The organism is Faecalibacterium sp. 9 (assembly GCF_048320955.1).
GTDB classification, from domain to species: Bacteria; Bacillota; Clostridia; order Oscillospirales; family Ruminococcaceae; genus Faecalibacterium; species Faecalibacterium wellingii.
In genome coordinates, this window is record NZ_JBLWGB010000003.1 from 76385 (window position 1) to 90571 (window position 14187).

Genomic DNA, 14187 nt, shown 5'->3' on the forward strand with positions numbered 1-14187 from the left:
CAGGAGATACTGGATGTGAACAACAAACTATATAAAAAGCTGCTTTGGGGCATCGGCGTTGTCATCGTTGCGGTCATCCTGACCCTTTTTATCGTGAGCCGGACCTACATCCAGAACCTTGTCTACCATGAGCGGCTGAACCAGATGGAAGAGGTCACCCACCAGATGTTCCGCAGTCTGGAGGATGTGATCGACACCCACTGGGACGAGGTGGATGTACAATGCAATTATTTGTACTGCACTCCGCTAAAGACCGATACCGAGTTCTACCGCTATCTGAAAAAGCTGTCGGAGCTTTCCAATTACCATGAAAGACAGATCGAACTGATTGCCGTGGACTCTGCCGGACATTACTATACGGAGAATGGCCGCATGGGGCTGCTGCGAGGAATGAAGTATTTGGAAAGCGCACCGCAGCGGATCAGCTACGTTTCTAACTCGCTGACCGTGGACGACTCCCGGATGGTGTTCCTGAAACAGCTCTCCACCCCCATCACACTGCAAAGCGGAGAAAAAGAGATCACCCTGCGCTATTTTGGCATTTCGCAGAGCATGACCCAGCTGAACGATTATTTCCGCTGTGATGCCTACGAAAATAACAACAGCGTCTATGTGCTGGATAACGACGGTTTCAAGCTGTTCAACGTCAACGATACCGAGCTGCTGAAGGGACACAACGTATACACCGTGCTCTCCCGGATGTCCTACTTGCACGGTTCTTCCTTTGCGGAGGCAAAGGAGCGGCTTGACCGCACAGGCTCCTGTTATTCCAACGCCGTGCTGGACGGCACCGAGTATTTCTACGCTCTGAAGCAGATGGAAAACGCCCGGTGGACGCTGGCGTTTCTTGTCCCGGCAGAATATGTGGCCGTGAATACCCAAAAGCTGGTCAACATCGTCATGGTCATCATCATCGTCATTGCGATGGTGTTCTCGGTCATAACAGTTTTTGTCGGCTGGTCTCTCCTGCGGCAAAAGCAGCAGCAGGAGCTGCAGGCAGAAAAAGAAGCGAACCTCCGTCTGGAGCAATACAACATCCATCTGACGCAGGTAAACGAAGAGCTGCGGCAGGCACAGGACATTGCCGCGGAGGCGCTGCAGTCTGCCGAGCGTGCCAGCAAGGCCAAGACGGACTTCCTTGCCAACATGAGCCACGATATCCGCACCCCCATGAACGCCATCATCGGCATTACCACCCTGATGAAAAACGAGCTGCACCAGCCGGAAAAGCTGGCCGAACATCTGGGCAAGCTGGAAAGCTCCGGCCAGCTGCTGCTGGGCATCATCAACGATATTCTGGATATGAGCCGCATCGAGAGCGGCAAGACCACCCTGAATGAGGAAAAAATGAACCTTTCCCAGCAGATCAGCCAGCTGGACAGCATCATCCGCCAGCAGGCAGGCCAGCACCGCCAGACCTTTACGGTAAACACCCATCTGCAGCACGAAAATGTGCTGGCAGACCCCAACCGTCTGAATCGGGTGCTGATGAATATTCTCTCCAACGCAGTCAAGTATACGCCCACCGGCGGACATATCCGGTTTGAGGTGAACGAGCTGCCCCGGAACGAGCACTACGCCCGATACCGCTTTGTGGTGCAGGATGACGGCATCGGCATGAGCGAGGCCTACCAGAAGACTCTTTTTGATCCCTTTACCCGCGAGGAAAAATCCGGCACCAACAAGGTGCAGGGCACCGGCCTTGGCATGGCCATCACAAAGAGCATTGTGGACCTGATGGGCGGCTCCATCGGCGTGGAGAGCGCCACCGGCAAGGGCACCCGCTTTGAGGTGGTGCTGGAATTTCCCATTGACGCCGAGGCAGACCATGCGCAGCAGGTGCAGGCCCTGCCGGAGGAAGCGGAAGAAACTTCGCCCCTGTGTGGCATGAAGTTCCTCTGCGCCGAGGATAACGCCATCAACGCCGAGATTCTGCAAATGCTGCTGGAAGCCAAGGGTGCAAGCTGCACCATCTGCTCCAACGGTCAGGAGATCGTGGATGCCTTTGCCAGCGTAAAGCCCGGCGATTACGACATGATCCTGATGGATGTGCAGATGCCGGTGATGGACGGCTTGGAAGCCACCCGCCGCATCCGCAGCGGCGAGAATCCGCTGGGCAGGATCATCCCCATCCTTGCCATGACCGCCAACGCCTTCCTTGAGGATATGCAGAAGAGCAGGGAAGCCGGTATGGACGAGCATCTCTCCAAGCCCGTGGATATCGCTGCGCTGGAACAGACAGTAAAACGCTTTCGTGTTACCCCCCCCCCGAAAATAAATAGCGGACAAGCGCGTTTCCGCAGAGGAAGCACACAAACGATGTAAATGATGTAGGAGAAGGTTAGAACGTGAATACACTTTCCGAGATCGAGGACTATTACAAAAAGCGCGAGCAGCAGCTGATCGAAAAGCTCCACAAACAGGAAGCCGCCCTTGCCGCAGCAAATCAGAAGCTGAAACAATTGACCGATAATCAAAGAGCACCGGTGGACGAAACCGCCGAGCAGCAAGCTGCACGGGAGCAGAAGCTCAAAGAAGAGCTTTACCGGGACCCGCTGACAGGAGCCTACAACCGCCGCTATTACGAAGAGGTCGTCCGCAAGACCATCGGCCCGGCGGGTGTCGCACTGCTGGATGTGGATGATTTCAAGATCTGCAACGATACCTATGGGCATCATGCCGGAGATATGGCGCTGAAAACGGCGGCAAACGCCATTCAATCCCGCATCCGGAAGTCGGACCTGCTCATCCGCTGCGGCGGGGACGAGTTTTTGCTGGTGCTGCCCGGCATTCCGGGAGACTTTCTGCGCACCAAGCTGGAACAGATCTGCACCGCCGTGCAGATGGCATCCGTACCCGGCTACTCGCATTTCCGCATCTCGCTGAGCATCGGCGGAACCATGCAGTCCATCACCGACCCGATGGAAAATGTGGTCCGCCGTGCAGACCGGCTGATGTATCAGGCAAAGCGCCGCAAGAATACCGTCACGGTGGAGGTCCCGGGGCAGGATCTGGCTGCGCTGGAAAGACTTTTGCAGGAAAAGTCACAGATCCTGCTGGTGGACGACTCCGAAATGAACCGCGTGATGCTGTCGGAGATCCTGGGGCAGGAGTACCGCATTCTGGAAGCGAAGGACGGACAGGAATGCATGGAAAAACTGCAGGAGGAAGCCGGAGACATTGCACTGGTGCTGCTGGACATCAATATGCCGGGAATGGACGGTTTTGAGGTGCTGAGGGCCATGAATGCCAACCACACCATCGAGGACACCCCGGTCATCATGATCTCCAGCGAGGACTCCGAAGACGCGATCCGGCGGTCCTATGAGCTGGGTGCGAGCGACTATGTCAACCGTCCTTTTGATGCACGCATCGTATACCGCCGGGTGACCAACATCATCAAGCTGTACGCCAAGCAGCGGCGGCTGGTACAGATGGTGTCGGATCAGATCCGCGCCCGCGAAAACGATACGGATATTCTGGTGGGCGTGCTGAGCCACATCGTGGAGTTCCGCAACGGCGAAAGCGGGCCCCATGTGCGGCACATCCGCACCATCACCGAACTACTGCTCCACCATCTGCTGGACATCAGCAGCAGATATCCGCTCACGGCGGAGCAGCAGGATCATATCCCGCTGGCCTCTGCCCTGCACGATATCGGCAAGATCGCCATTGACGAAAAGATCCTCAACAAGCCCGGCAGGCTGACCCCGGAGGAATTTGAGCTGGTCAAGACCCACAGTATGCGGGGCGCCGAAATGCTGCATGATTTGGATAATTTTGGCGAGCAGCCGCTGCTGCAGACCGCCTACGAGATCGCCCGCTGGCACCACGAACGCTGGGATGGCCGCGGCTACCCGGATGGGCTGAAGGGCGATGAGATCCCCATCAGCGCACAGCTGGTCTCGCTGGCCGATGTGTACGATGCACTGACCAGCAACCGCTGCTACAAAAAAGCCTACCCCCACGAAAAAGCCGTGCAGATGATCCTGAACGGCGAGTGCGGGGCGTTCAATCCGCTGCTGCTGCAATGCCTGACGGATATCCAGACCGACCTGAAAGAAGAGCTACAGGGGCATCCCGACTGAGCTGTGGATGCGATCAAAACAGGAGTATAAAAAGCCCGAATGAAACACAGAATCTCACGCCGTGCATTCCTGAACGGATGCACGCTGCTGGCGGCAGCTGCTGCCGTAGGCAGTCTGACTTCCTGCGGAGGAAAGGAAGCAAAAGACCGCGGTCTTGCACAACTCGTTGTGGGAAGCGACACCTACCCGCCTTATATCTATCTGAACAATGACGGTGTTCCCACCGGGATCGATGTGGAGATTGCCACCGAGGCGTTCCGCCGCATGGGGTATGCTGCCCGGTTTGAAACGATCGACTGGGAGCAGAAAACAAATCTTGTGGAAAGTGGTGCCATCGACTGCATCTGGGGCTGCTTTTCCATGGATGGCCGCGAAGAGGCATACCGCTGGGCGGGGCCTTACATGGTGAGCCGTCAGGTGGCTGCGGTGGATGCGAACAGCAGCATCCGATCCCTCAGCGACCTTGCCGGCAAGACCATCGCCGTGCAGAGCACCGGCAAGCCGGAGGAGATCTTTCTCAGCGGCTCCGACCCGCGCATCCCGCAGACGGTGGAGGTGCTCAGCATCGAAAACCGCAGTGTGCAGTACGCAATGCTGGCCTGCGGCTTTGTGGACGGCATCGCCGCCCACGAGACAGGCATCCTGCAATATATGAAGGACAATGCCGTAGACTTCCGCATTTTGGAGGAACCGCTGCTGGTCACCGGGCTGGGCATCGCCTTTGCCAGGAACGACACCCGCGGGCTGGACAGCCAGCTGACCGATACCCTTGCGCAGATGCGCGCGGACGGCACGCTGGAGCGGATCATTGGCCGATACCTTGAAAATGCTGCGCAGTATCTGGAGGTGGACACCATTGGCGCGTAAAAACAGAACCACCCCGGATAAAAGGAGATGGGCGGGCTATCTGATCGTCGGCGTGCTCCTGATGATCGGTGTGACATTTCTTTCCGGCTGGCGGGCAATGCGCACAGCGGAGGAACGCTTTTGCCAGACCCTTGAGTTTGTCAAATCCCAGTCCACCAGCTTTGAAAAGTACAATGATACCATCACGGCAAAGGCACTGCGCCGCACGGCGGTCGCGGTCCATCAGCTGGCAGAGGACCCTGCCCTCGACCTCTCCGACCCGCAGTGCCTGAACAGGCAGGCAGAAAAGCTCTGGCTTACAGGCATTTCGGTTCTGGGGCCGGACGGCACGCTCCGGTGCGAGTCCACGACCAATGGCATCGGCTATGCCCGGTTTGGCGACCAGCTGAAAAATGACGCTATTCTGGACGTTTTATCTTACCCGCGAAAGACCTATGTGAAGCGCGTCCTGCTGGAAGATGGCTCTGCCGTGGATGTTGCGGCACACCGGGCAGACAGCACAGAGCTGCTCCTGCTTGCCTACCGGTATACCCCGGCGGAATTTGTGGAGGAAACGGCGCTGTCCATCCAGAGCGTACTGGACGGCTACCCGGCAGAAACCAGCGGCACGCTGTTCATCGTGCAGAACAATCAGGTCATTGCCGCAAACAGCCCGGAGCTGATGGGGCAGGATACTGCGGACAGCCCGCTGGTGCAGGGGATCCGCAAAGCCGGTGCCGCAGAGAAGCTGACCCATACCCGGGACTGGAACGGCTCCGGCTGCTATTTCGGGATGTTCTGCCATGGCAGATCCTTCGATCTCTATGCGTACACGGATGAAAAAATGATCTTCCGTGAGTCGCTTTCGCTGGTCCTGACGGCGCTGGTCGGCTACATCCTGCTTGTAATGGTCCTTCAGCTGCTGCGCCGCCGTTCCGTGCAGGAGATGGAACAGCAGAAAAAAGAGCAGGAGAGGAAGTATCAGACCCAGCTGGAAGAGCAGAACCGCAAGCTGGAGATCGCGCTTCAGCACGAGGGGGCGGCAAACCGCGCCAAGCGGGAGTTCCTGTTCAATATGAGCCACGATATCCGCACCCCCATGAACGCCATCATCGGCTTCACCTCGCTGGCTGCGACCCATATCGACAATAGGGAACAGGTGCTGGACTACCTGAAAAAGATCTCCACCTCCAGCCAGCATCTGCTTTCCCTCATCAATGATGTGCTGGATATGAGCCGCATCGAGAGCGGAAAGGTAAAGATCGAGGAAAAAGCGGTGCATCTGCCGGACCTCATCCACGATGTGCGCTCCATCATCCAGCCCAATATTTCGGCAAAGCGGCTGTCGCTTTTCATCGATACCATGGATGTGGAGAACGAGGATATCATCACCGACCCGCTGCGGCTGAACCAGATCCTGCTGAATATTTTGTCCAATGCCATCAAGTTTACCCCCACAGGCGGCATGATCAGCATTCGCATTGCTGAGAAAAACGGTGCGCCTGCGGGCCGGGCCTGCTATGAGTTCCGCATCAAGGACAATGGCATCGGCATGAGCGAGGAGTTCCAGAAGCACATCTTTGAGGAGTTCACCCGTGAGGAAAACTCCACCGTCAGCGGCATTCAGGGCACCGGCCTCGGCATGTCCATCACCAAGAACATTGTGGACCTGATGGGCGGCACCATCGCCATTGAGAGCGAGCCGGGCAAGGGCAGCGAGTTCATCGTGAATCTCTGCTTTGCGCTCAGCGGACAAAAGGTGGAGCTCAGGCAGCTCCCGCAGCTGGAAGGGCTGCGGGCACTGGTGGCGGACGACGATACCGACACCTGTCTGAGCGTCAGCACTATGCTGTCCAAGATCGGGATGCGGCCGGAGTGGACGATCTCCGGCAGGGAAGCGGTGATCCGCACCCGGTACGCCATGGAGCAGGGGGATGAATTCAGTGTTTACATCATCGACTGGCTGATCCCCGATATGAACGGCATCGAGATCGTGCGGCAGATCCGCAAGGTGATCGGAAAAAGCTGCCCCATCATCATCCTGACGGCCTACGACTGGGCTGATATTGAAGAGGAAGCCCGTGCTGCCGGTGTCACCGCCTTCTGCGAAAAGCCGCTGTTCCTCTCGGAGCTGCGCAGGGTGCTGGCAGAGCCGTTCGGTGCAGAGCCTGCCTGCAGGCCGGTGCAGCTGAATGCGGAGCCCTTCAAAGGGAAAAAGATTCTGCTGGTGGAGGACAACGAGCTGAACCGTGAGATCGCAGTGGAAATCCTGAAGGAAGCGGGATTTGAGGTGGAATCGGCCGAGGATGGCGAGATCGCCGTCCGGAAGATGAAGCAGGCGGCAGACGGACAGTATGACCTGATCCTCATGGACATCCAGATGCCCAACATGGACGGCTACGAGGCAACGCGGCAGATCCGTGCGCTGCCGGATGCCGCAAAGGCGGGCATCCCCATCTTTGCAATGACGGCAAATGCCTTTGAGGAAGACCGTCAGAACGCGCTGAAGGCCGGTATGAACGGCCATATTGCAAAGCCGCTGGATATTCCGCACCTGCTGCAGGTCCTTGCAGACGTACTGAAATAAACAGCGCCCAAAAGCAAAAGCACCCACAGCAAGCATCACAGAGGTTTTGACCTCCGGTGAGCAAATTGCTGTGGGTGCTTTATTTTTTATGCCTGACAGGCGGCTTGTTACAAAATTTTGCACAGTTCCTGCACAAGATCGCCGATCACGATGGGTTTGGACAAAAAGCCATTCATGCCGCTTTCCAAGGCATTGCGGCGGTCTTCGTCGAATGCGTTGGCGGTCATGGCAAGGATCGGGATCTTTGCCAGTGCAGGGTCGTCCAGTGCGCGGATCTGGCGGGTAGCGGTACACCTGAATGGTCTGGGCGTCCTCCTGCTGCTGTACCTGTTCTGCAGTTTTTGTGCCGCAGCCGGTCAGCAGGGAAACCGCCATCACCAATGCCGCAAGCAGGGAAATAAGGCGGTGCAATGTTCTTTTGCTCACTAAATCGTTCTCCTCACAACTCTTGGGCAGCTGGCGTTTTCCGGCAAAGCTGCTTTGGCCTACTTGTCGTACATCACTGCCCGCAAGAGTGTGCGCTGTAAAACCCGCCCACGGAAAGGATGCCGCAAATATTTTGCGTGTGTCCTGTTTTGTACTCTCCCTCTACCGCGAAAGGGCAGAGAATGACAGAAACATAAAAATATTTTACTACTGCCATGAAGGATTTTCAATGAATTTTCACGTATTTATACATAAAAACCACGCATGTCCGATTTCTTTGCATCGGCGCACATGGCGGGCGGAAAACTGTGGGGGCAGCCTGCGTTACTGCACCCCACGGATGGCATCCGTCGTGATCTTGTACTGTTCCGTTACACGGGCAAACCATTCCCCGGAGCCTTCCAGTGTGCCCGCACGCAGCACCTCGGTCAGCTCATAGGCGGGCTGATAGAGATTGGTAAAGCCAAGGTTCTGGCATACACCCTTGAGCGTGTGTGCCGCACGGAATGCTTCCTGTGCATTTCCTTCCTTCAGCGACTGCTCCAGCTTTGGATAGCTGTCGTCGTTCAAAAACATCAGCGCAAATTTACGGACCATACTCTCACGGGGCAACCGATGAAATACCTCTTCATAGTCTGCGCCCATTTCTTTATAACACTCCTGAATCGTCATAATCCCCTGCACGGCCTTTCTTATTTCTTTCTATGTGCGGCACTGCATTGTCACAAAAGTGCCACGCGGATTTGTTGCAGTTTGTTATGTTATCAATATACCATTTATTAAGTAGGATTTCAATTCATTTGCAGCGGTATTTTATAAAAATAAGGGCCGCTGTACATTATTTTGTGCAGCAGCCCCCTTTGCAGGATGTCCTGCCGCTGTGAAATCTGTTCTTGACGTCCGTGCGAGTAAGCGGTACGATACAAGCATAGACCGGAACGGCAAACGGATGATACAGAACGATCACGTACAGGAGGATGCTTTTGTGAACATTGAAAAGATCACGCAGGGGAAGAACCTGACCGATACAGAGCAGACCGTGCTGGAGTACATTCTGGATCATCTGGACACGGTGCAGACCGAGGGCGTGCGCGGGGTGGCGCGGGCAAACTATACCTCCACCTCCACCATCATGCGGCTGGCGCGCAAGATGGATTACAGCGGTTTTGTGGATATGTGCTACAAGCTGCGCTCCTTTACCGAGACGCCGCACCAGACGATGAAGGAGGAAGAAAACTTTCTCAACAGCTTTGGCGTGGAGTCGCTGCTGAACTACAATACCTATACGCAGCTTAAAGCCTGTGCGGAAAAGATCCTGGAGCAGAAAGACAAGATCATCTTTGTCTACGGCACCGGCTTTTCCGGTACGGTGTGCACCTACCTGACCCAGAAGCTGGTCAACATGGGCATTTTGTGCGTCAGCGCCACGGGCGGCGACTCTGTGGGCATCTTTGAGAATACGCTGGAGCGGATGGGGATGTTTTTCTGCATCTCCAAATCCGGCGAGACCTCGATGGTGCGCGACAAGATCAAGACTGCACAGGAAAACGGCGTGTGCACCGTAGCCATTACCGGCGAGCAGAAAAACAGCATCGGACAGTTTGCAGACCTGTGGTTTCGGATAGAGAACCCGTGGAAGCTGGATGACCAGAACACCATGCCCAGCACCTTTTTTCCGCAGACCATGATGCTGATCGAGCTGATTGCCTACGAATACCGCCGTCTGTGCCTTGGAAAAGACATGAAATAACGAGTATTTGTGCAGAATGTGCAAAAAAGACTCCGTTTTTTGCACAGAAGCGCCAGAAACGCGTTACCGCTTTTGGTAACGCGTTTCCTTCTGTTCAAAATTTGTTTACATCTGTAAATTTTTGTGCGATAGTAATGGCACAGATCCGGCCGGATATGTGTGGATGGACGCATCCCGCGCAAGAACGATATCTGAAAAATGTGAAACGAAAGAAGGAGTCAACCCATGAAGGATAAGGTAATGGATGCATTGCAGCGGTTCTCCAAAGCAATGTTCATCCCCATTCTGATCCTGCCCATTGCCGGTATTCTCATCGCTGTGGGCAACCTGTTCACCAATGTCCGGCTGCAGGCAGTGCTGCCGTTTCTGAACAACCCGGTCACCATCGGCTTCGGCACGCTGCTGTCCGGTTCGCTCAACGCCATCCTGGGCAATCTGGGCGTTATCTTCTGCGTGGGCCTCAGCGTGGGCCTGGCCAACAAGAAAAAGTCTGAGGCAGGCTTTATCTCTCTGCTGGCATTCCTGGTGTTCCTCAATGCCATGAACAAATTCATGAACATGCGCGGTATGCTGGTAGAGGGCAGCCTTTCCGGCACCGGTCAGGCCATGGTTCTGGGCGTTCAGGTCCTGGACATGGGCGTGTTCATCGGCCTGCTGCTGGGCATCGTGGTCGCATGGGTGCACAACCGCTTCTGCGAGACTGAGTTCAACAACGCTTTCCAGATCTACGGCGGCACTCGTTTTGTGTTCATCGTTCTGATCCCGGTCATGGTGGTTCTGGCTGTGCTGTTCACCTTTGTGTGGCCGTATGCACAGGCTGGCATCAACGCTCTGGGCGGCTTTATCCGCGGCGCAGGCAACTTCGGCCTGTTTGTCTACGGCACGCTGGAGCGTCTGCTGATCCCCACCGGTCTGCACCATCTGGTCTACACCCCGTTCCTGTACACCTCTCTGGGCGGCACTGCCACTGTGGGCGGTCAGGTGCTGGAGGGTGCCCGCAACATCTACTACGCCGAGATCGCAGATCCCTCCGTTGCTGTGCTGAGCCAGTCTGTCATCTGGGATGCCCGCGGCATTTCCAAGATGTTTGGTCTGATCGGTGCTTGCCTGGCCATGTACCAGACTGCACGTTCTGAGAACCGCGAAAAGATCAAGCCCGTGCTGATCACCGCTGCTGTCACCTCCTTTATCGCCGGTGTCACCGAGCCCATCGAGTTCAGCTTCCTGTTCGTGGCTCCCGTCCTGTTCGTTGTGCACGCTGTGCTGGCCGGTTCCAGCTTTGTGGTGCTGAACCTGCTGGGCTGCCGCGCCATCGGCCCCAACGGCTTTATCGATTTCCTGCTGTACAACCTGCCGCTGGGCATTGGCAAGACCCGCTGGCCCATCTACATTGGCGTAGGCGTTCTGTACTTCTTCCTGTACTATGTGATCTTCCGCGTGCTGATCGTCAAGCTGAACCTCCACACGCTGGGCCGTGAGGCGGACGGCATGGAGATGAAGCTCCACACCAAGGCTGAGTACAAGGCCAAGACTGCTGCCACTGCTGGGAACGGCACCGCTGCTGCGCCCGCACAGGACACTGCCGTGGACGCTGCCACCATCGTGGAGGCACTGGGCGGCAAGGAGAACATCCTGAAGGTGACCAACTGCTACACCCGTCTGCGCACCGAGCTGGCAGACCCCGACAAGGTGCAGGATGATGTGCTGAAGAACCAGACCGGCGCTTCTGCCGTCATCCACAAGGGCAAAAATGTGCAGGTAGTGTATGGCCTGAAGGTCAACGCCGTGCGCAAGGCCGTGGATGCAGAGCTTGGCCTGAGCGGCGAAGATTAACCAATTGCGTTTCTTGAATTGAATTATAGAAAACATCCATAAGAAGGAGGGCATTTTTCCATGAAAAAGTTTTCTATTGTGATCGCCGGCGGCGGCAGCACCTATACGCCGGGCATCGTTATGATGCTGATGCATAGTCTGGATCGCTTCCCGATCCGCAGCCTGAAGCTGTACGATAACAACCCCGAGCGTCAGAAGACCATTGCCGATGCTGTGGCACTGGCTATGAAGAAGGTCGCCCCGGATGTGGCATTCAGCTATACCACCGACCCCGAAGAGGCCTTCACCGACGTGGATTTCTGCATGGCACACATCCGCAGCGGCGGCTATCCCATGCGTGAAAAGGACGAAAAGATCCCCCTGAGCCACGGCGTAGTGGGTCAGGAGACCTGCGGCCCCGGCGGCATCGCCTATGGTATGCGCAGCATCCCTGACATCATGCAGCTGATCGACTATATGGAGAAATACAGCCCCAACTGCTGGATGCTCAATTACTCCAACCCTGCGTCCATCGTCGCAGAAGCCTGCCGTGTGCTTCGTCCTCACTCCAAGATCATCAACATCTGCGATATGCCGGTGGGCACATTGCGCCGCATGAGCTACATCGTGGGCAAGACCCCGAAGGATCTGGACGTGCGTTACTACGGTCTGAATCACTTTGGCTGGTGGACCAGTGTCAAGGACAAAGATGGCACCGACTACACCCCGCAGCTGATCGACTACGTGAGCAAAAACGGCTATCTGACCCAGAAGGCCATTGAGACTCAGCACATGGATGCCAGCTGGCAGGAGACCCACCGCAAGGCCGCCGATCTGCTGGCGGTCACTCCGGACTGCCTGCCCAACACCTACCTGAAGTACTACCTGTACCCGGACTACGTGGTGGAGCACAGCGACCCCAACTACACCCGCGCCAACGAGGTGATCGATGGCCGCGAAAAGAATGTCTTCGGTGCAGCACGCGCCATTACCGCTTCGGGCGAGTTTAAGGGTGACGAGTTCAACATCGACAACCACGCCAGCTTTATCGTCGATCTGGCTCGCGCCATTGCCTACAATACCCACGAGCGGATGCTCTGCATCGTGGAGAACAAGGGTGCTATCAGTAACTTTGATCCCCACGCCATGGTGGAGGTCCCCTGTCTGGTGGGCAACGATGGTCCGGAGCCCCTGTGTCAGGGTGAGATCCCGACCTTCCAGCTGGGCATGATGAACCAGCAGGTCGCCGTGGAAAAGCTGGTGGTCGAGGCCTACTGCGAGCACAGCTACCAGAAGATGTGGCAGGCATTGACCCTGAGCAAGACCGTGCCCAGCGCCAAGGTAGCCAAGGAGATCCTGGACGACCTGATCGTAGCCAACAAGGACTACTGGCCTGAGCTGCACTAAAGTCTGCGCTTGTGAAGCGCTGTCCCGAATATCCCCATTTTTCATGAACTGAAAGGGGCTGCTGCACCGCGATGTGCAGCAGCCCTTTCGTTTTTGCAGAGAGTTCAGAAACTTTCTCTGCCGGATTTTCTTTCGGGTGGCAATGTCCTGAAAACAGAAATGGCCCGGCTGATGCCGGGGCTGGGTGTACTTGAACAGCATCCCGTCCAGATAGATTGACACCGGTTTATAGGGAGCGCCTGCCTATTTTAGCAGAAAGCATAGAAAACGGCGATTTTGGCCTCAATTAGCTGGAAAGCCGATTTTATTAGCTGAAACCGAAAATTCTGCTAATGGCATTCGCTGGCTGATTTTGGCGATAGGTTCAAAATGAAAAATGCGAAGATCGTCTTTCCCATGGAAAAATGACCTTCGCATTTTCTTGAAATGGCGTCCCCGATGTGATTCGAACACACGGCCTTCCGCTTAGGAGTAGGGGCTGAAGCAATAAATCCTAGACAAAAGTAGGTAAAACAAGTGACGTTTTATCAATGGATTTTTTGTTGCGCTGTCAATCTGAGTAAAGAACACAAACCCCGAAATAAAACGAGTAAAAGGCTTTTCATTAGCAGAAAATTAGCAGAGCTAATGAAAAGTGGAAGGTTCATTGTAAAATGCCCACCTTTCATTAGCTGGGAGGTGTACGTTTCCCTACGGATATTTGCTTGTTTAGCATTCGTGAACCAGTCCATACAGCCGTAACTGGTGTGATGGACAAATGTTTTCAATACTCTTTCTCTTTTTTGCCTCGTGTTGCCAATTTGGATTTCTCCTCTCTATCCGTATATGTAACAGTGGGCTGCTCGCACAGCCCACCCTACTATCTCAAACAGCAAATTGCTGTGATTTATAGTTCTATACCTTTCCGTATTTGTCCCCGACATCCCCGGAAACCGAAAACTCTGTTTTCGTGTGGGAAATCTTTCAGCCGTCTGGCAGCGTACCGAATCCATAGGGTTCTCACCGAGCTGCCCGAAGGCAGAAGTATCATTATTCTGTGATGGCTCTTAGCTATGGAGAAGCTGTCATCCATTTACCGTCAACCTACCGCTCATTCCCTCAGTGGGAGATCATCGCATTTGTTACGGACGTGGCTCATCATCACAGGAACGTGACTGAAGAATGCGTGTTCAATTTTCAAGGGGCGGGATAGCTTGAGGGCTGCTTTGAACGCTTTCCGAAGCTATGGCTGTATTGTAACCGATGCGGAACGAAATGAACAGGAACTCAGA

General features: G+C 55.4%; 9 protein-coding genes. 7 read left to right on the top strand and 2 right to left on the bottom strand.

Annotated features, from left to right (window positions below; genetic code table 11):
* The first annotated feature begins 15 nt into the window (after positions 1–15).
* The 4 genes from ACKXF9_RS12575 to ACKXF9_RS12590 are packed head-to-tail and all read left to right on the top strand — an operon-like array spanning position 16 to position 7521.
* Positions 16–2325 (top strand): hybrid sensor histidine kinase/response regulator, encoded by a 2310-nt coding sequence (locus ACKXF9_RS12575; RefSeq protein WP_418266437.1) that lies wholly within the window; start codon positions 16–18, stop codon positions 2323–2325.
* Positions 2326–2348: 23 nt separating this feature from the next.
* Complete coding sequence (locus ACKXF9_RS12580; protein ID WP_418266438.1) at positions 2349–4088, top strand: diguanylate cyclase; 1740 nt, start codon at positions 2349–2351, stop codon at positions 4086–4088.
* Between the two features lie 39 nt (positions 4089–4127).
* The gene (locus ACKXF9_RS12585) at positions 4128–4955 is read left to right on the top strand and encodes a substrate-binding periplasmic protein (RefSeq protein WP_418266439.1); all 828 of its coding nucleotides are present in this window, start codon (positions 4128–4130) and stop codon (positions 4953–4955) included.
* Positions 4945–7521 carry a response regulator gene (locus ACKXF9_RS12590; RefSeq protein WP_418266440.1) on the top strand — a complete coding sequence of 859 codons (2577 nt, stop codon included), beginning with the start codon at positions 4945–4947 and terminating at the stop codon, positions 7519–7521. The genes ACKXF9_RS12585 and ACKXF9_RS12590 overlap by 11 nt, the downstream gene beginning before the upstream one ends.
* Positions 7522–7628: 107 nt before the next feature.
* Here ACKXF9_RS12590 and ACKXF9_RS12595 read toward each other — a convergent pair whose 3' ends face one another.
* Together ACKXF9_RS12595 and ACKXF9_RS12600 are read right to left on the bottom strand one after the other, a co-directional pair.
* The gene (locus ACKXF9_RS12595) at positions 7629–7859 is read right to left on the bottom strand and encodes a response regulator (RefSeq protein ID WP_418266689.1); all 231 of its coding nucleotides are present in this window, start codon (positions 7857–7859) and stop codon (positions 7629–7631) included.
* 412 nt (positions 7860–8271) lie between these two features.
* Positions 8272–8619, bottom strand: a complete 348-nt coding sequence (locus tag ACKXF9_RS12600; protein WP_339395721.1) for an Hpt domain-containing protein — start codon at positions 8617–8619, stop codon at positions 8272–8274.
* A gap of 313 nt (positions 8620–8932) precedes the next feature.
* On the opposite strand from ACKXF9_RS12600, the gene ACKXF9_RS12605 reads away from it, so the two are divergent.
* The 3 genes from ACKXF9_RS12605 to ACKXF9_RS12615 all read left to right on the top strand — a co-directional run bounded on the left by ACKXF9_RS12605 (position 8933) and on the right by ACKXF9_RS12615 (position 12916).
* On the top strand, positions 8933–9697 hold the full coding sequence (locus ACKXF9_RS12605; protein WP_348585039.1) for a MurR/RpiR family transcriptional regulator: 765 nt from the start codon (positions 8933–8935) through the stop codon (positions 9695–9697).
* Between the two features lie 225 nt (positions 9698–9922).
* Positions 9923–11530, top strand: a complete 1608-nt coding sequence (locus tag ACKXF9_RS12610; RefSeq protein ID WP_418266441.1) for a PTS transporter subunit EIIC — start codon at positions 9923–9925, stop codon at positions 11528–11530.
* 60 nt (positions 11531–11590) lie between these two features.
* Positions 11591–12916, top strand: a complete 1326-nt coding sequence (locus ACKXF9_RS12615; RefSeq protein WP_348585041.1) for a 6-phospho-alpha-glucosidase — start codon at positions 11591–11593, stop codon at positions 12914–12916.
* The last annotated feature ends 1271 nt before the right edge of the window (positions 12917–14187 follow it).

Excerpts from the sequence above, each read along its gene's own strand:
- ACKXF9_RS12600 (WP_339395721.1), bottom strand. The coding sequence starts at position 8,619 with ATGACGATTCAGGAGTGTTATAAAGAAATGGGCGCAGACTATGAAGAG.
- ACKXF9_RS12585 (WP_418266439.1), top strand. The coding sequence starts at position 4,128 with ATGAAACACAGAATCTCACGCCGTGCATTCCTGAACGGATGCACGCTG.
- ACKXF9_RS12610 (WP_418266441.1), top strand. The coding sequence starts at position 9,923 with ATGAAGGATAAGGTAATGGATGCATTGCAGCGGTTCTCCAAAGCAATG.
- ACKXF9_RS12615 (WP_348585041.1), top strand. The coding sequence starts at position 11,591 with ATGAAAAAGTTTTCTATTGTGATCGCCGGCGGCGGCAGCACCTATACG.